Origin of the sequence: Paraburkholderia dipogonis (assembly GCF_042680985.1) — a bacterium.
In the GTDB taxonomy this organism is placed as follows: domain Bacteria; phylum Pseudomonadota; class Gammaproteobacteria; order Burkholderiales; family Burkholderiaceae; genus Paraburkholderia; species Paraburkholderia phytofirmans.
Genome location: NZ_JBHUFR010000006.1, coordinates 307,359 through 324,017, shown reverse-complemented (window position 1 = coordinate 324,017; position 16,659 = coordinate 307,359). Strand labels below are relative to the sequence as shown.

Genomic DNA, 16,659 nt, shown 5'->3' with positions numbered 1-16,659 from the left:
ATGCCTGCTCTGCTTGGTTTCAATGCTTTAGCGCGGCGCGTGATTCAGGCGCCGCTCAGCGCAAACCGTCCTTGCCCAAGATCGCCTCTTTCGCGAGGCCGCCGACGCGCGCATGCACGCGCTGCCCCGTGCTCATCACGAGGATATACACCAGTTCGTCCGCAGCGGGCGCGCCGGGCACGCGCACTTCGATCGCATCGAAATGGCTGCGCACGTAGCTCGCGTTCACGTGTGTGAGCGGCACGTCGAGCGGCGTGGACGGCGCGCCCACTTTCTTCGTCGACGGCACGATGGCGTTGGTGGGCACGCCGTTTTTCTCCAGCAACTCACGCATCGCATAGCCGCCGGGAACATGCCACAGCGCGCCATGTTCGAGTTCGCCGCGCGCGCCGACAATCGCGCCCTTGCCGTAACTCTCGATCGACGCATGCGGCACCGCCATCGCCGCCAGCAGCCGTTGCGCCATATCGAAGCCGATCGGCTTGAGCGCTTCCATGGCGTGCTCGATTTTCGCTTCGTAACGGCCGGCGAACGGGTTGGTCATCACCGCGGCAATCGCGCCGCGCCTGAGCGGCTGCGCGGGCGCGGGGCCGAACTCGTGGAAGATGTCTTCGACGTGCGTCAGCACGCGGCGTATTTCAAACACGGAGCCTCCGTTTTAATTTGCGCGCTCTGCGAGAGCAGACCGCTTGCGTCATGAATGCCGGCGACGCGCACGCTTCCTTGCAGAAAAAGCGCCGCGCCTTCGATCAAGCCCTGGTCGAGCAGACGCCGCGCGGCTTCGACGCCACGTGCCAGCGCGAAATCAATCAGCGGCTGCGGCAACGTCGGCACGTCGACCGTGACGAGCATGTCGCCCAGGTCGCTCTCGTCTTTCAGCGACGAAGCCGGACGCCGCAGAATACCCTCGTGATCCAGATCGACTGCGTTGGCGATTATGGTTGCCGCAGCGTCGGCGGCGGCGGCGTTGCGCGCGAGCACGGTGACGCTGTCGGCAATGCCCAGGCTGAAGCTGCGGCCGCGCCAGCCGCTCGTCGCGATGCCGCGAACGGCCAGGCTGGCGTCGAGCGTCAGATTGGCGTCGAGCGCGTGATCGCGCGACAGCCGCACGGCCGAAAACGACGCCAGGTCCGCGAACACGCCGACGCGGTATTGCTGCCCTTCGGTCAGATACAGCGCGATGTCGCCGCCGTTGTTGATGTAGGCACGTGAGACGCCTTCGCGCGCAAATGCGGTGATCAGTTCATCGGCCACGCTGCCCGCCACGGCGGCCATCGGCGTGATGTAGCGCGCGCGGTGAGGATGGCAGGCCGACCACATGCGGCGGGCAACCGGGCCTTGCAATGCGTCGTCGTGCAGCGCGGCTTGCGATGAAACAGGTTGCTTGAGCTGCTTCAGTTCGCCCACGAGTTCCGCAAGCACATCGACAAAGCGTGCCCAGCACGCCTCATACGCGGCTTGCACCGCCTGGGGCGTGCCGTCCGCGCTGAGGATCAGATCGATCGGCCCATGCTGCCAGTGCCAGCGGGTCGCATCGAGTCGGGTGCGTGTGGGGTTCATGGTGTGCGTTGTGCTCGTCTTTTCGTCACGTGTCTTGCAGGCGTCCGCCCGGTCAGCCAAGCATCGGCGGCATGGCGGGCGGCCAGGGGTTGTCGGGATTGCGCGCCAGCGTACGGCGCGCGCGCGGCGCGCCTTCCGCATGTTCCGGCCCGTTCGCGAGCACGCTCTCCAACGACCGCACCGCGTCGAGATGACCGCCGAGATCGCGATACGCGTCGTACGTCATGGTGAACTCGATCGGCGCGACGATCGCCGGCGTCGGCACCGTGCCGAACGAACGGTCCGGCATGCGCGCGACATCGACCATCACGGTGATCCCGCCGCCCGGCCACACATAAGCCGGCGCGCCGCCGCAGGTCACGTTGACCAGCTTCTGTTTGATCGCGCGCGTGAGCAGCACGGGGTTCTCCGTGGCGCCCGCCCGCAGACTGCCGCCCGCGCCGCCGAGGAACAGCACGGTGGCGAGCGACGGCTCGCAGTTCTCGCCGATCCGCTCCACCGTGCGGCGCACCGTATCGGGCATCGCCGCGATGCGCGGCACGAGGTTCTGATCCAGTTCGTACCACTGGGCGTGTTCGCCGGTGGTCGACACCATCAATAAGCGCATGCCGGGTTTGGCGACGGCGGGGTCGAAGCCCTCGACAATCGCGAGCGGGTCCTGAATGTCGGTGCCGCCCCAGCCGGTGCCCGGATTCGCCACCTGGAAATAGCGGCCCGGCGTCGACTTGCGTCCGCGAATCTTCACGCCTGAGCGCGTCATGCCGAGGCAGCGCCCGGCCTGATGTTCGGTGAGCACGCCGGTGATGTGATCGTCGACCACCACCACTTCGTCGGCATGACCGAACCATTGCTTCGCGAAGATGCCGATAGTCGCCGAGCCGCAGCCCACACGCATGCGCTGCTCCTCAACACCGTCGACGATCGGCGCCGCGCCCGCGCGAATCACGAGACTCGCGCCGCCGTCGATGCTCAGCTCCACCGCTTCCTTGTTGCCGAGCGCGAGCATCATGTCGCAGGTCACGCGGCCTTCCTTCTTGCTGCCGCCGGTGAGATGGTGCACGCCGCCGAGGCTCAGCATCTGCGAGCCGTATTCCGCCGTCGTCACATGGCCGACTATCTCTCCGTGGCAGCGCACGTTCGATTGCTCCGGCCCGAGGAAGCGGTCGGTGTCGATCTTCACCTTGAAACTGCAGTAGCTGAAAATGCCTTCGGTAACGACCGTGATCATGTCGACATCGTCGAGTTTCGAGGCGACGATAAAAGGCGCGGGCTTGTAGTCGGGATAGGTAGAGGAAGCGCCGACGCCGGTCACGAACAATGCCTGCCCGGCAGCGGAGTCGTGCACTTCAGATTCCGAAGATGCACCGAATTCAATCGCGGCATTCGCCTCGGACGTTGAAGATAAAGACGCGCGCGACAAAAACACCACCGGGTCGACGCGAATCAGCCGCCCATCCGCGTTCGCATAACGATCGCACGCGCCGGTGCGCCCCTCGGATATCTGACACAGCACCGGGCAGGCATTGCATTCGATCTTGTTCGACGCCATCCGCTCGCTGCGTGGCGCGGCCTTCTCGAGCACGGTCGGACCCGGCGTCGAGGCGGTTTCGCCGTCGACGCTGTCCGCACCGAAATCGACCTTCGTATGTTCTGTCATGGTGGAGTTCCCATACGACGACATTACAATCGGTCCCGCTCCGGCTGACGAATAGTGCCTGTTTGCAGGTACTTTCGCGTGATCCGCCGATTTCCATGTTGCGGTCACTCACCGTTCGTGTAGTATCCGCTACACCAAACTCGTTAGAAATCTACTCGATCAATTTAGTCTGTGCAACGTATTTACCGGCGTGCGCGCGATTGGTGCAATGCCACATCGCCGCTTTATTGGCAGCGTGGTCACGCTTCAATCTACGCCGAAGTGAATGATCGCGCAGCGCATGCCGCAGCAGTCCGTGCGGGCTGTATGATGAAGGCGCGCGCCCGCCTGGCCGGCCGCGGCGCATGCCGTTCAACCTGACGCTAACAAGAGATCCGAGACCGCCATGAGTCCCACCGCCGCCCGCAAGCCGGGCGCCACCGGCATCCGTGCGAAACAGGCGCAGGACACGCGCGCCAAAATTCTGAAAGCGGCGATCAAGGTTTTTGCCAAGCAGGGCTATGCGAGCGGACGCGTGGAAAGTATTTCAAAGGCCGCGCGCTCGCACGACCGCATGATCTACTACTACTTCGGCAGCAAGGAACAGTTGTTCGTCGAAGTTCTCGAAACGATCTATACGCAATTCAACGAGGCGGAAAGCAAGCTCGATCTCGATCTGGACGATCCCGTGCACGGACTCGAACAGATGGTCGAATTCGTCTGGCAGTATTACCTCGATCATCCCGAGTTCGTCACGCTGCTCTCCAGCGAGAATCTGCACCAGGGCAAGCACGCGAAGAAATCGCTGAAGCTGAAGGAGATTTCCGGCTACGCGATTTCGGTGGTGCAAAAGTTACTGGACGCGGGTCAGGCACAACACGTCTTTCGTAGCGACGTCAGAGCGCGCGACGTCTATCTGATGATCGCGTCGCTCGGCTACTTCTATAACGCCAATCAGTACACGTTGGGCGCGTTTCTCGGCGAGCCTTTGATGGACAAGGCGTCGCTCGACCACTGGCGCGAGGTTATCAAGGACACGGTATTGCGCGCGGTGCGCTCGGGCTTGCCGCCGCAGCCGGGTGCGACGGCGCTTACCGCTGCCTTGAACGAGGCAAGCCAGAATAGCGAGGCATGACCGCCTCACCGCAAGTTGGCGCTACACCTGAAAGTGATCTCTCAATACGCTTACGATTCGTTCGGACGCCTGGCCGTCACCGTAAGGCGACACGCCTCGCGCCATGCGCGAGTATTCGGCCGGGTCGTCGAGCAGCCGTTGCGTGTTCGAGACGATGTCGGCGTATTCGGTGCCCACTAGCTTGACGACCTCGTGCGCGACGGCCTCCGGACGCTCCGTCTCGCGCCGCAGCACGAGCACCGGTTTGCCGAGCGCCGGCGCCTCTTCCTGTACACCGCCGGAGTCGGTCAGGATTAGATAGGCGCGCTTCATCGCCGCAACGAACGGCAGGTAATCCAGGGGTTCGCACAGCGTGATCCGCGGATGATTGTCGAGATGGGCGTATGCCGTCTCGCGTACGTTCGGATTGGGGTGAACGGGATAGAGGACGTGCACGCCGGGATTGTTATCGGCGATCGTTTTGATTGCTCGAAGGATGTTCTGAAACGCCTCGCCGAAATTCTCGCGACGGTGCGAGGTCACCAGAATCAGCCGGCTATCGCCCTTGAAAGGCGTTGCGCCATCGCACCGCGCGGCCACATCCAGCAACGCGTCGATAACCGTGTTGCCGGTGACGAACACGCTCGCTGCATCGATGCCTTCTGTGAGGAGATTCTTTTTCGCTGTCTCCGTCGGTGCGAAATGCCAGCGCGCCAACCGGCTCGCGACCACACGATTCATTTCTTCCGGAAACGGATTCGACAGATCGCCCGTTCTCAATCCCGCTTCGACATGTCCGACCGGCACGCGCCGGTAAAACGATGCCAGCGCCGCCGTCAATACAGTAGTCGTGTCGCCCTGTGCGAGCAGCACGTCGGGCTGTTCGGCGGCAAGCACATCGTCGAGCCTGGTCATGAGCCGCGAGGTCAGCATGGGCAGAGACTGATTGGGTTGCATGATATCGAGGTCGATATCGGCCTTAATCTCGAACAGCCGCAACACCTGGTCGAGCATGCCGCGATGCTGCGCCGTTGCCAGCACGCGGCAGTCCGCCCATTCTTCGCGCTGCAGCTGCTTGACGAGCGGCGCCATTTTTACCGCTTCAGGACGTGTTCCGATGGTGACGATGATCTTACGTTTTTTCACAGCGTTTTCCGGTATTGGACTTGATAGAGGGTAGGCGGCTATAGCAGGTGGCGGACCTTTGCATGGTCACGCTCTACCGGCCAACCGGCGGATCGCGCTTCGCAGCCGCCACGTCTTCGAGCGCAGCATCGTGTTCAATTGCCTTTCGACCGCGTCCGCATGCGCTCGCGCTTCGGTCAGCAACGCCGCACATTGTTCGCCTTCGCTCTTGTATCTTTCGACGCACGCATGAAGCGAAGCAATCTCCGCAGACAGCGCGCGGCATTCCTGGCTCGCTTCGCCCATTGTCTGGTCGTGTTCGGCGATTGCTCGTGTTAGTTCGCGGACTGTCTGCTCCCGCTCGGTGATTGCTTGCCTCAATTCGTCGAGCGCTTGATCCCGTTCGGCGAGCGTCTCTTGCGAGCGCTTCAGCTCTGCTTTCTGCGTATCGAGTTCCGCGCATACTTGCTGCAGCGTCTTCTCTGTCGATTCGAGTCGCGCGGTCGTCGCGGCATACTCGCTATGACTTTGAGCAAGCTGCGCCGCGAACTGCTCCCTCTCCGAGGCGTGCTGTTGAGCAATGCTTTGACTGCGCTCTAGCGCGAACGCCTCGTAGGTATCGTCGCCCGTAAAAAAGTTGCGCAGATCGGGCCGGGTGTCTCCGAGCGCCGAGAGCCGTGCGTAGACGACCAATATCTGCTTGCCGTTCCAGTAGTCGATATTGATTTTTGCCGCATCGACGACGCGGCAGGCCACCGCGGCGAAACCGGCCACCGGACAGACGGGAATGTTGTCCAGGTCGAACGTGAAGAAATGCTCGGGAATCCGGTCATATTCCTGAAACGGCAGAAGCAGAACCAGAAAGCGCTTCGTATGCTCGGCCAGACGCGCGACGACATCAAACGGGCTGTCGAAATGTTCAAGCGTATTCGACGAAAAAATGACGTCGTAGTCGTCCAGGTCGTCGAGAGACTGCGCTTTGAAACGCCTGTGCGGAAAAGACGCCTGGGCTTTCCCAATCGCCACTTCCGAAATATCGACACCGGTGATGGAGTTCACGCCGAGCCATTTACTCAGTTCGTCTACGCCCTGCCCCTCCGCACAACCCCAGTCGCAAATCTTCCATTGCTCGCGCAACACCAGGTCCTTGAACCAGTCCGGCATCAGCTTGGCCGCAAGCGTCGCGAAAAATCGCGTTTGCCCATGTCCGCCGGCAGACACCCAGTCCGTCGAGAAACGATGGTCCCAGTATTGCTTCGAGTTGATGTCGGTCATACAAGGCCTGTTGGTCTGCGCATTCCATTGAATGCGCGCGCGTTCGCGATGGGGTCGACGATACCTAGTCGACAGTCAGCGTGCTTTCGATGACCTCGCGCCAGCGGTTTTCCCATTCCTTCTTCGCGAACGCGGCCGACGACTCAAGTCCGTGCGCCGCGAGTCTGGCGAGCCTCACTCGATCGTCGGCCAGTTCTTCGATAGCGGTCGCAAGCTCGATATAGTCCGCTCGAATCAGCTTGCCGTTGTAGCCGTCGACAATCAGATTCGGCAATCCGCCAACGTTGGTCGCGATGACCGCGTTATTGGTCGCCAGAGCCTCGATGCAGGACAGTGACGTTCCTTCCGAATACATGGTCGGCACCAGCACGATATGGCTATCGACATAGGCTTTGTGCATCTCTTCCATGTCGTATTCGGTCCACGTCACCCGGTGCGAGTGACGCGCCATGAACGCTTTCACCGCTTCCGCATCTCGATCGATCGCCTGACCGCATAGGACCAGACGGATATCCGAGCGCCGCGAAAACAGAAGATCGAACGCGTTGATGGTCAGATAGAGACCCCGCGCTTCATACAGCCGGCGCGGCAGGAGAACGCACAACTCCTCCGTTTCGAAGTTCTTCGGCTGGCTCCTGAAAGAATCCAGATCGACGTAGTTCGGGACGTATGTCAGCGTGTTGGCGAGCGCCCAGTCATAGGTGCGCACCCAGTTGATAAAGTTCGTGTCGACACACACGCATTGGTCGCTGTTGCGCAGCGCGCGGAACAGCGTTTCATAACGTCCCCGGTCAAATGTTGCGAGGTTATTGGACGCGCCGTCCCAATGAATGCCGTGGTTGATCGAGATGACGCGCCTGGTTTTTCCAAGCGAAGCGGCGAGTTCAGTCGGCGACGCGATGATGAGATCGACATCCGCGCAATATTCGGCATAATTGCTCGACATCATGTCGAAATCAAAGTTGTCCGCGGCCTTGACCCCGACAACCTTCACGCCTCGGAAATCGCGCTCGAAAGGCTCCCGGGCATTCTGCAACAGGCGAACCTCGCACCCCATGTCATGGAGCACGACCGCCAGGTCGTAGACGTAGCGTTCCGCCCCGCCCTTGTAGACGGTTTCGCCGTTCCAGTCGTAGAAGTTGACATTGATGATGTCGACTTTCATCGTGCGCCGCGCGGAAGGGGCCGTCAGCCGCGTCACGTTCCTGGCGTTGACCTGTCTGAGCAACGGCGCGTGAAGCACCGGCCAGGCGTGCGCGCCCGCGACCTCTGCCGACGCCTCCGTGTATGCCGTCGACCAATCTCCGCTCGCCACCGCGTCGACGAAGTCGATTCCCGAGGCGACGATCATGGCGTGTTCATACTCCCTGATGGTACGGGTCGGCGTGCCGATCACCGGCTTCCCCGCGGCCAGATACTCGAACAGCTTCAGCGGCGAAACGGGGTCGGTTTTCTCGCTGACCACGAACGGCACGATACCGACATCGATCCAGGCAAGGTAGTGCTTCAGTTCGGCATATGGTTTCGGACCGAGGTGAATGAAATTGTCGAACGTCTTCAGCCGCGCCATGCGCTCCTGAACCTCGACGCTGTATTGCGGCTCGAAAGCGACGACGGGACCGACGAACAGCAGCACAATGCCGCTGAGCCGCACGATTTCGTCGAGCAAATCGAAATCGAGTAGCTCGGAGATCGCGCCGTGGTAGCCGACAACCTTCCGGTTCGCCACCATCTCGTACAGCTTCGCCGGCACGTCGCATCGCTCGCGCTCGCCGTGAGTGAAGTCTTCGGGATACACGCCGTTTTCCAGCAGAAGCGCATTGGTGACCTTCGCGCGGTTCGCCTCAAACAGCCGATTCGACGAGAACAGGCAGACATTCGCGATTTGCAGCAGGACCTCATGGTCGCACCGCATGACGTCGGAATAGTTCGCGAAGATGGTCAGGTCATCCAGAACATCGTAGATCGTCAATGCGGCACGGCAAATTTCGGCGACGTATTTGAAACCCGGCCAGTGGAGATACAGCGTGACCGGCTCGTCCTGGAAATAGCCGAGGAAATCCTCGACCATGTTGGACACGTACAGGTTTTTTGTCCTGGGCTGGATAACAGGATAAAGACCGCCGAACTCCAGCATCACGCAAAGATAACCCGCCTTGGCGAACTCGGCCATGATGTGGTCGGGACGCTGCTTGAGCGAAAGATCGTAGGCAACCGGGCACAGCAGCACACCGCGGCGGTCCGGATGCGCCGAGAGCAGGCGGCTGATCTGGTGCCTTCTTTGTTTCGAGGGATCCTTTGCGTAGTTGCCAAAGTATGTCGCCTGGGCGCGCGTATGGGTTTCGTAGTCTCCGCCGGCTATGGGCAGGACGTCATGCATGGGAACACCGGCAGCAGCCGGCGCCTGCGTCTTGCCGCGCGCCGCCAACGCGTAAACCGCGCTCGCAATGCGTCGCATAGGCGCGGTCAACTTCCACGAACTGCTTTCGAAGACTTCACTAAGGGCGCCCTGCACCCGCTCGCGCTCGCGAACCTCGAGCCCAAGCTCGCTCGATACGTCGTTCAGCGAGCGCTTGAGACTATGGATTTCCGACAGCGCGTCCGACAACCGCTTCGCCAGTGTGTACCGGTCTCTGCGCGCGAGCCGCTGCTCCTCCGCAATCTGCTCGTGTTGCGTGATGAGAGCATCCGCGTCGGAGATCGAAGTGCTCCGCTTCGTGACCGATGCGAGGGTTTGTCTGCGCATTACGTTTGGCATTGCTTCCTGTCCGTCCATGGCCAACCTCTCGAGTCGCCGTTATTCCAATTGCTCTTTCTGATGCCGTCAGCGCCTGAGTAGAGACGTCTCGTCCATGCGTATTTTTTCTGTGATGTCCGGCAGGAACAGCCCGTATCGATCGCTCTCAACGTAGGAAGAGAAATAGCAGGCGCCCTCGATGTACTCGTAGTACTGCGGCACTGCGGCGGACCGGTCTTCGAGGGCCGCCACGAGCAGATACCGGCCTGTGTTGAGCTGGTTTCTCAGGCGAAACTCGATTTCGAACTCGCTGCCGTCGAACTCGAAGTCAATGCCTTTCTCGTCGTGAGTGGTTCGGACGATCAGGTCCGTGCCTTTTGTATCCTTGATGGAGAAAGCCACGCTCAGCGCGCGGCGATCGACGCCATCAGGAATCTGGATCGCCAGGCGGACGATCATCGGCTCGAATGCCGTGAACACGCTCTGGCGCCGACCGTCCGAGTCCAGGACCTGAGACGACACGATCGATCCGATATGTGTGCCCCAATGGTTGATCGGTTCGTCGCTGGCAGTCGAGGCAAGGCGCCCCGCGTTCTCCGCGGTCTGACCGTTTTGCTTCGCTTCTTCGTCAGGTCCGGCCGCGCTGTCTGCCGGCTGGCTGGATATTCCGATCGCCTCGCTTTCGCCAAGTCCTTCGGACATGAACTGCGTGTATTGCGCGGTGACGGCGAACGCGCCACCCTCCATCCGAACCCGGCCACCATCGAGCCAAACGGCGCGCTCACACAAGGTTCGCACTGAGCCCACGTCATGCGACACGAAAAGAATCGTGACGCCCGATTCCTTCAGTTCCTTGATCTTGTTGAAGCATTTGGCCTGGAAACGCGCGTCGCCCACAGCAAGGGCTTCGTCGATGATCAAGACCGCCGGCTCGACGTGAATGGCCACGGCAAACGCGAGGCGCACATACATGCCGCTCGAATACGTCTTGACCGGCTGATCGATGAAATCGCCTATTTCCGCGAACTGCTCGATGCTGGCGAATTTCCGTTCGATCTGCTCAGACGTCATTCCCAGCATGGCGGCGTTCAGATAGACGTTTTCCCGGCCGGAAAACTCCAGATTGAAACCGGCTCCCAGTTCGAGCAAGGCCGCCACGCGACCGTTGATCGCGATGTCACCCTGCGTGGGGCGAAGCGTTCCGCAAATTATCTGCAAAAGCGTGGACTTGCCGGAGCCGTTGCGCCCAATGATGCCGACCGTTTCGCCGCGTGTGACCGAGAGCGATACGTCCCGAAGCGCCCAGAATTCCCGCGAATAACCGGTGCGTTTTGGGAAGACGATATGCTTGAGACGATCGAGCGGCGTTTCGTAGATGTCGAAACGCTTCGAGGCGTTCGTCACCTGAATCGTGGTTTCAGGCTTGCCGGCTTGATTCATTTCCATGAGCATCGGTATTTACAGAACGTCCGCGAAACCCTCGCGTGTCTTCTGGAACCAGGCCAGACAGATCCACGCGAAACCGACGCTGCATGAAAGATAGATCGCTATCCCCACGAAGTCAGGCAACTCGCCCGCAATCATGACCGCGCGCGCCTGCTCGATGATGAACGTAAGCGGATTGGTCAGAATGAGCGCCCTGAAAGCGGGCGTCAAAGTGTCGAGCGCGTAGAAAACCGGCGACAGGAACATCAACAGCGATGAAAGCAGCGTGGTGACGTACGTCAGGTCACGCACGTAGACGCCGGTGGCGGCGAACAGCCAACCCACGCCCACGCCGACAAATGCGAGCGGGACGAAGAGCGCCGGCAAAAAGACGATCGTCCATTGAAGCTTTCCGTATACGCACAGCGCAAAGACAACCCAGACGGCAAAACTCGTCAGGAAGTGAAAGGCCGCCGAGGCGACCGTAATCCACGGCAGGATCTCGAGAGGAAAGACGACCTTCGTCACGTAGTTCGCGTTGGTCGTGATAATGGTCGGCGCTCTATTCAGGCACTCGGCGAAAAAATTGAAAAGAATCAGGCCCACGAACAGGATCACCGCGAACTGAAAACTATTGTCGGTTCCAGGCCAGCGCGATTTCAACAGGGTGCCGAAAACAACCGTGTACATGGCGAGCATGATTAACGGCTGAACGATGGACCAGGCCAGTCCCATTACCGACCCGCGATACCGGCTCAATATGTCACGCCTGGTTAGCGCAACGATAAGCTGGCGTTGCTGCCAAGGCAGCAAAAAAAGATCACGAAAATGAGCACGGGGATGAGATTCCTCGCGACCATCGTGTTTATAGGTAAAACTCATATTGGCAGATCGCCTTGAACAGCGCCGGCTGGTTTAACGGTCAAACGAAGAGGCAAACCATGCGGCGTCAGATGAACCTGCCGGGATTCCGCCAGCCGGAGGAGGCTCCATTGCTCTTGAAAAATCCTACGGACCAGCCGGACTCACGCGAGTGAATCACTATCTTGAGGCGGCTAAATTCACATCTAAAACGTGCAAGAAGATTAATAGCAGAGAGCTCACAGGCCTTCGTATTGTCAACGAATTGGGCCGGCCAAAATCTTGGAAAATGACGATGCGCAAACAGGAAAGTCAGAAATGTTTGCAGGAAAATTCAATTCAGTGTGCGAATTTTCTGCAAAAATCGACGGGAGTGGAATGCGACCGAATCTCGCAGTGCGCGGCGTCCAGGTCGAACGCCGCCGGATCTCAGGTATCCTTATCACAACCCGTTGCAGGCTGGATGAAGTCGAACATCGTCGATGTTGAGAAGCAGCGTGCATTTGCCCGCTGCCTGGCACGTCAGCTCGATTGCATGGCTTACGGCTGAGTTGCCGCTGCGTCGTCTTCGCGGAACAATTTGTCCGCAAGGTGAAACGCCGAATTGGCCGCCGGCACGCCGCAATAGATCGCGGTTTGCATGAGCACTTCCTTGATCTGCTCGCGCGTCACGCCGTTGTTCTTCGCGGCGCGCAGATGCAGTGCGAGCTCCTCGCTGCGATTGAGCGCGACCATCATCGCGATGGTCAGCAGGCTGCGCGTGTGGCGCGGCAAGCCGTCGCGCGTCCAGATTTCGCCCCATGCATAGCGGGTGATGAAATTCTGAAACTCTTCCGTCAACTCATTGCGATTCGCAAGCGACCGGTCGACGTGCGCACTGCCCAGCACCGCGCGGCGTACATCGAGGCCGGCTTCATAGCGATCTTCGTCGTTCATTTCTGCTCCGTCAGGAAATCGATCACCGTCTTCGTGAAAGCGTCGGCTTTCTCGATGTTGGAAATGTGCGAGGCGTCCAGTTCCACGTAGCGCGCGCCGGGAATCGACTGCGCCAGCTCGCGGCCTTGCGCCGGCGTCGCGGCCAGATCGTGCGTGCCGCTGATCACCAGCGCCGGCAGCTTGATGCCGGGCGCTTCGGGGCGCAGGTCGGCCGCGTCGATGGCGTCGCAATTCGACGCGTAGCCTTCCTTGTCGGTATGCACGAACACGTCGCGAATCAGAGCCAGCACCGCCGGCTCGCGTTCGATGTAGTCGGCCGTGAACCAGCGCGGCAGCACGGCATCGGCGAGCGCGAGCATGCCTTCGCTGCGCGCTTTCGCGGCGCGCGGCACCCACACTTCCGGCGAACCGATGCGCGCCGCCGTATTGCACAGCACGACGCGTTCGAACCGGTTGCCGTGACGCGCCGCCAACGCAACGCCCGTCAGGCCGCCCATGGAAATTCCGCAGAAATTCGCGCGGGCGATCTTCAGCGTATCCATCAGGCCGAGCACGTCGCCGGTCAGCTGTTCGATCGTGTAAGGACCCTTCGGCGCTTCCGAATGGCCATGGCCGCGCGTGTCGTAGCGCAGCACGCGAAAGTGTTTCGACAGCGCCGCGACTTGCGACGCCCACATGGACAGATCCGTGCCGAGCGAATTCGACAACACGATCCACGGCGCGTTGCCGTGACGGTCGCCGTCGATTCGATAGTGAAGCTCGGTCCCGTTGACTGCGGCGTAAGGCATGCCGGTTACTCCCTGGAATGGTCGCGCTGCGAGCGCGTGGTGTGAAGGGCCAGCGCGGCGTCCACATAAGCGTGCGCCTGGCCGACGTATTGAGCCGGATCGAGCAGTTGCTTCAGGCGCTCGGGCGGAAGGTGCGCGGTGACAGCCGGGTCCGCGGCGAGCACGTCGAACAGCGTCTGGCCGTCGCGGATCGCGGCTTTCGACGCGCGCTCCACCAGATGATGCGCGTCGAGCCGGCCGATGCTGTCGCCGAGCGCGAGCATCACCGCTTCACCGAGAATCAGGCCGTGCGTGACGTCGAGATTGGCGGCAAGGCGCGGCACATTGACGTTCAGCCCCGCGGCGATCTGTTCGATGTTGGCGAGCGCGCCGCCCGCGAGACGCGCGAGATCCGGCAGCGCGTCCCACTCCGCTTGCCAGCCGCCGAGCGCGCGTTCGTGCTCCTGCACCATGCCGGCGAACACCGTGGCGACCAGCCCCGGCGCGCGCGTGGCGGCCGTCAGCACCGCCGCGCAGCCAACCGGATTGCGCTTGTGCGGCATGGTCGACGAGCCGCCCTTGCCGGCCGCGGCCGGTTCGGCGAGTTCGTCGATTTCGGTTTGCATCTGCAGCGAGATGTCGCGCGCGATCTTGCCGAGCGTGCCGATCAGCATGCCGAATAGCGCCGCCGTTTCGGCGATGCGATCGCGCTGCGTATGCCAAGGCAGCGTCGGCACGGTGAGGCCGAGTTCTTTTGCAAGTGATTGCGTGACGTGCGGCGCGGCATTGCGCAGGCTCGCCAGCGTGCCCGCCGCGCCGCCGAATTGCAGCACCAGCGCGCGAGCGCGCAACGCATCGAGCCGCTCGCGATGGCGCAGCAGCGCGTCGAGCCATTGCGCGAATTTCAGGCCGAGCGTGATGGGCAGCGCCTGCTGCAACCAGGTGCGGCCGATCATCGGCGTGGCGCGATGCGTGGCAGCGAGTTTCGCCACGGCGTCACAGGTTGATTGCAGGCTGGTGTCGAGCAGATCGAAGGTGTCGCGCAGTTGCAGCACCGTCGCGGTGTCGATGATGTCCTGGCTTGTGGCGCCCCAATGCACGTATTTCGACGCTTCGGCGTCGGCCGCCTTGACGCGCGCGGTGAGTTGCTTGACGAGCGGAATCGCGAGATTGCCGCCGAGCGCGGCGTCGCGTGCGAGTGCGTCGGCGTCGAGTTGATCGGCCTGGCAAGCGGCTTCGATCGCGGGCACCGCCGTTTGCGGAATCACTTGATGCGCTGCCGAGGCGCGCGCAAGCGCCGCTTCCACGTCGAGCATCCGTTGCAGCGTGGCGCGCGGCGCCCAGATGTCGTTCATCGGCTGTGTGCCGCAAAGAAGTCCGGTGAGACGGGCGCTGGAGTCGAGCATGGTGACGTCGATGATCGAAGGTGTCGGTGATTGAGTTTACGCCGCGAGGCGCCGGCATGCGAGCCGGCGTGTCGCGGCGCGTTGCGGGCGCGTTAAGCCGCCTGCGTGCCGTCGATCAGCGGCACACCGGTCAGCTTGTGCAAAGCATCGAAATCGATGTCCGAGAAAATCTCGCGCACCACGAGGCCCTGATCGGTCACATCGATCATTGCCAGATCCGTATAGATGCGGTCGACGCAACCCACGCCCGTCACCGGGTATGAGCATTCAGCGGCGATCTTGCTCTCGCCCTGCTTGGTCAGGTGCTCCATCATCACATAGACCTGCTTTGCGCCGATCGCCAGATCCATCGCGCCGCCGACGGCCGGAATCGCGTCGGGCGCGCCGGTGTGCCAGTTTGCCAGATCGCCCTTGGCCGACACCTGGAAGGCGCCGAGCACGCAGAAGTCCAGATGGCCGCCGCGCATCATCGCGAACGAATCCGCATGGTGGAAGTACGCGCCGCCCGTGAGCAGCGTGACGTGCTGCTTGCCGGCGTTGATCAGTTCGTCGTCTTCCTCGCCTTTGGCGGGCGCCGGGCCCATGCCGAGCAGGCCGTTTTCGCTATGCAGGAAGATTTCCTTGTCGGCGCCGAGGTGGTTGGCCACCAGCGTCGGCACGCCGATGCCGAGGTTCACATACGCGCCTTCGGGGATATCCAGCGCAACGCGCTTGGCCATTTCATCGCGGGTCAGTTTTTTCATGTCGGTCTCCGAATCAGGCGGCAGCGTCGTGAGGATTGGGCATCGGGGCGTGTGCCGCTTGCGGCACTTCGATCACGCGCTGCACGAAAATGCCGGGCGTCACGATGTTTTCCGGGTCGAGTTCGCCGAGCGGCACGACTTGCGATACCTGCACGATCGCGGTTTTCGCCGCACTGGCCATGATCGGTCCAAAATTCCGAGCCGTCTTGCGATACGTGAGATTGCCCCAGCGATCGCCCTTATACGCCTTGATCAGCGCGAAGTCCGCATGCAGCGGCGCTTCCAGCACATAGTGCCGGCCGTCGATCAGACGGGTTTCCTTGCCTTCGGCGAGCTTGGTGCCGTAGCCGGTCGGCGTGAAGAAGCCGCCAATGCCCGCACCCGCCGCGCGAATGCGCTCTGCCAGATTGCCCTGCGGCACCAGTTCGAGTTCGAGTTCGCCGGCGCGATACAACGCGTCGAACACATACGAATCGCTTTGGCGCGGAAACGAGCAGACGATCTTGCGCACGCGCTTGGCTTTGAGCAGCGCAGCGAGGCCGATGTCGCCGTTACCGGCATTGTTGTTGACGATAGTGAGCTCGCGCGCGCCCTGTTCGATCAGCGCGTCGATCAGCTCCGACGGCATGCCGGCCGTGCCGAAGCCGCCGATCATGACGGTCGCGCCGTCGTTGACATCGGCGACCGCCGATTGAAGTGACTCGAAAATCTTGTTGATCATGTCGAATTTCCTTTGAGGGCGCTGCGTGCCGTCAGACTTGCTGCCGTGCGGGCAGGGCTTGAGCGGGACGGTCTCCGGCCGATGCTGGCGGCGGCTCGCCGAGTGCAATGCGGGCTGGCGCCGTTGGTTTGCTCGCTTCAAATTTGTTCGTTACATGAACATGGATTCGTTTAGCGAACGCTGAGGCGATTATCGTAGTCCTTCGTGCACGTTGTCAAGGCAGGGAATTCCCCTTAATCATAGGTTTTCGCTGCACGAGATGCCGGTTCGTTGTTGCCGTGGGCCGGCCGAAGCGGACAATGGCACTATCCAAGCCTGAGATTAATGGGCTAACCTCTATCCACATATCAAAT

15 protein-coding genes are annotated in these 16,659 nt (G+C 61.4%); 2 read left to right on the top strand and 13 right to left on the bottom strand.

Translation table 11 applies throughout. From position 1 onward, the window contains the following. Positions 1–55: 55 nt before the first annotated feature. The 3 genes from ACFSNN_RS06125 to ACFSNN_RS06115 are packed head-to-tail and all read right to left on the bottom strand — an operon-like array spanning position 56 to position 3,217. Entirely contained in the window at positions 56–646 is a 591-nt protein-coding gene (locus ACFSNN_RS06125; RefSeq protein WP_134459984.1) for an amino acid synthesis family protein, read from the bottom strand. Then, the gene (locus ACFSNN_RS06120) at positions 622–1,560 is read right to left on the bottom strand and encodes a UPF0280 family protein (RefSeq protein ID WP_134459986.1); all 939 of its coding nucleotides are present in this window, start codon (positions 1,558–1,560) and stop codon (positions 622–624) included. Before ACFSNN_RS06120 ends, ACFSNN_RS06125 begins: the two co-directional genes overlap by 25 nt. Before the next feature lie 52 nt (positions 1,561–1,612). Next, positions 1,613–3,217 carry a 6-hydroxynicotinate reductase gene (locus tag ACFSNN_RS06115; protein ID WP_134459988.1) on the bottom strand — a complete coding sequence of 535 codons (1,605 nt, stop codon included), beginning with the start codon at positions 3,215–3,217 and terminating at the stop codon, positions 1,613–1,615. A gap of 385 nt (positions 3,218–3,602) precedes the next feature. Here ACFSNN_RS06115 and ACFSNN_RS06110 point away from each other — a divergent pair, with 385 nt between their 5' ends. Then, positions 3,603–4,331, top strand: a complete 729-nt coding sequence (locus ACFSNN_RS06110) for a TetR family transcriptional regulator (protein ID WP_134459991.1) — start codon at positions 3,603–3,605, stop codon at positions 4,329–4,331. Positions 4,332–4,352: 21 nt separating this feature from the next. Here ACFSNN_RS06110 and wecB read toward each other — a convergent pair whose 3' ends face one another. From wecB to ACFSNN_RS06085, 5 genes are all read right to left on the bottom strand, one after another. Continuing rightward, on the bottom strand, positions 4,353–5,456 hold the full coding sequence (wecB, locus tag ACFSNN_RS06105; RefSeq protein ID WP_134459994.1) for a non-hydrolyzing UDP-N-acetylglucosamine 2-epimerase: 1,104 nt from the start codon (positions 5,454–5,456) through the stop codon (positions 4,353–4,355). A gap of 66 nt (positions 5,457–5,522) precedes the next feature. After that, on the bottom strand, positions 5,523–6,710 hold the full coding sequence (locus ACFSNN_RS06100) for a class I SAM-dependent methyltransferase (protein ID WP_134459997.1): 1,188 nt from the start codon (positions 6,708–6,710) through the stop codon (positions 5,523–5,525). A gap of 64 nt (positions 6,711–6,774) precedes the next feature. Then, positions 6,775–9,456 (bottom strand): glycosyltransferase, encoded by a 2,682-nt coding sequence (locus ACFSNN_RS06095; protein WP_244322875.1) that lies wholly within the window; start codon positions 9,454–9,456, stop codon positions 6,775–6,777. Between the two features lie 78 nt (positions 9,457–9,534). Further along, positions 9,535–10,893 (bottom strand): ABC transporter ATP-binding protein, encoded by a 1,359-nt coding sequence (locus ACFSNN_RS06090; protein WP_244322876.1) that lies wholly within the window; start codon positions 10,891–10,893, stop codon positions 9,535–9,537. 12 nt (positions 10,894–10,905) lie between these two features. Next, complete coding sequence (locus ACFSNN_RS06085; RefSeq protein ID WP_134460006.1) at positions 10,906–11,754, bottom strand: ABC transporter permease; 849 nt, start codon at positions 11,752–11,754, stop codon at positions 10,906–10,908. 151 nt (positions 11,755–11,905) lie between these two features. On the opposite strand from ACFSNN_RS06085, the gene ACFSNN_RS06080 reads away from it, so the two are divergent. Beyond that, complete coding sequence (locus ACFSNN_RS06080) at positions 11,906–12,283, top strand: hypothetical protein (protein ID WP_377688961.1); 378 nt, start codon at positions 11,906–11,908, stop codon at positions 12,281–12,283. On the opposite strand, the gene pcaC is transcribed toward ACFSNN_RS06080, so the two are convergent. The 5 genes from pcaC to ACFSNN_RS06055 all read right to left on the bottom strand — a co-directional run bounded on the left by pcaC (position 12,274) and on the right by ACFSNN_RS06055 (position 16,306). Beyond that, entirely contained in the window at positions 12,274–12,669 is a 396-nt protein-coding gene (gene pcaC / locus ACFSNN_RS06075) for a 4-carboxymuconolactone decarboxylase (protein ID WP_134460011.1), read from the bottom strand. The two genes, ACFSNN_RS06080 and pcaC, sit on opposite strands and share 10 nt — an antisense overlap. Continuing rightward, entirely contained in the window at positions 12,666–13,457 is a 792-nt protein-coding gene (gene pcaD / locus ACFSNN_RS06070) for a 3-oxoadipate enol-lactonase (protein ID WP_134460014.1), read from the bottom strand. Before pcaD ends, pcaC begins: the two co-directional genes overlap by 4 nt. Before the next feature lie 5 nt (positions 13,458–13,462). Beyond that, a complete protein-coding gene (locus ACFSNN_RS06065) occupies positions 13,463–14,842 on the bottom strand; it encodes a 3-carboxy-cis,cis-muconate cycloisomerase (protein WP_134460017.1) in 1,380 nt (459 codons plus the stop codon). A gap of 92 nt (positions 14,843–14,934) precedes the next feature. Continuing rightward, a complete protein-coding gene (locus ACFSNN_RS06060; protein WP_134460020.1) occupies positions 14,935–15,585 on the bottom strand; it encodes a 3-oxoacid CoA-transferase subunit B in 651 nt (216 codons plus the stop codon). Positions 15,586–15,598: 13 nt separating this feature from the next. After that, complete coding sequence (locus ACFSNN_RS06055; RefSeq protein ID WP_134460023.1) at positions 15,599–16,306, bottom strand: 3-oxoacid CoA-transferase subunit A; 708 nt, start codon at positions 16,304–16,306, stop codon at positions 15,599–15,601. Positions 16,307–16,659: the final 353 nt, after the last annotated feature.

Bases quoted from the DNA above. Each gene is read 5' to 3' on its own strand.
- ACFSNN_RS06060 (WP_134460020.1), bottom strand. From the start codon at position 15,585: ATGAAAAAACTGACCCGCGATGAAATGGCCAAGCGCGTTGCGCTGGAT.
- pcaD (WP_134460014.1), bottom strand. From the start codon at position 13,457: ATGCCTTACGCCGCAGTCAACGGGACCGAGCTTCACTATCGAATCGAC.
- ACFSNN_RS06085 (WP_134460006.1), bottom strand. From the start codon at position 11,754: ATGAGTTTTACCTATAAACACGATGGTCGCGAGGAATCTCATCCCCGT.
- ACFSNN_RS06095 (WP_244322875.1), bottom strand. From the start codon at position 9,456: ATGCGCAGACAAACCCTCGCATCGGTCACGAAGCGGAGCACTTCGATC.
- pcaC (WP_134460011.1), bottom strand. From the start codon at position 12,669: ATGAACGACGAAGATCGCTATGAAGCCGGCCTCGATGTACGCCGCGCG.
- ACFSNN_RS06055 (WP_134460023.1), bottom strand. From the start codon at position 16,306: ATGATCAACAAGATTTTCGAGTCACTTCAATCGGCGGTCGCCGATGTC.
- ACFSNN_RS06100 (WP_134459997.1), bottom strand. From the start codon at position 6,710: ATGACCGACATCAACTCGAAGCAATACTGGGACCATCGTTTCTCGACG.
- ACFSNN_RS06065 (WP_134460017.1), bottom strand. From the start codon at position 14,842: ATGCTCGACTCCAGCGCCCGTCTCACCGGACTTCTTTGCGGCACACAG.
- ACFSNN_RS06120 (WP_134459986.1), bottom strand. From the start codon at position 1,560: ATGAACCCCACACGCACCCGACTCGATGCGACCCGCTGGCACTGGCAG.
- ACFSNN_RS06115 (WP_134459988.1), bottom strand. From the start codon at position 3,217: ATGACAGAACATACGAAGGTCGATTTCGGTGCGGACAGCGTCGACGGC.
- ACFSNN_RS06090 (WP_244322876.1), bottom strand. From the start codon at position 10,893: ATGGAAATGAATCAAGCCGGCAAGCCTGAAACCACGATTCAGGTGACG.
- ACFSNN_RS06110 (WP_134459991.1), top strand. From the start codon at position 3,603: ATGAGTCCCACCGCCGCCCGCAAGCCGGGCGCCACCGGCATCCGTGCG.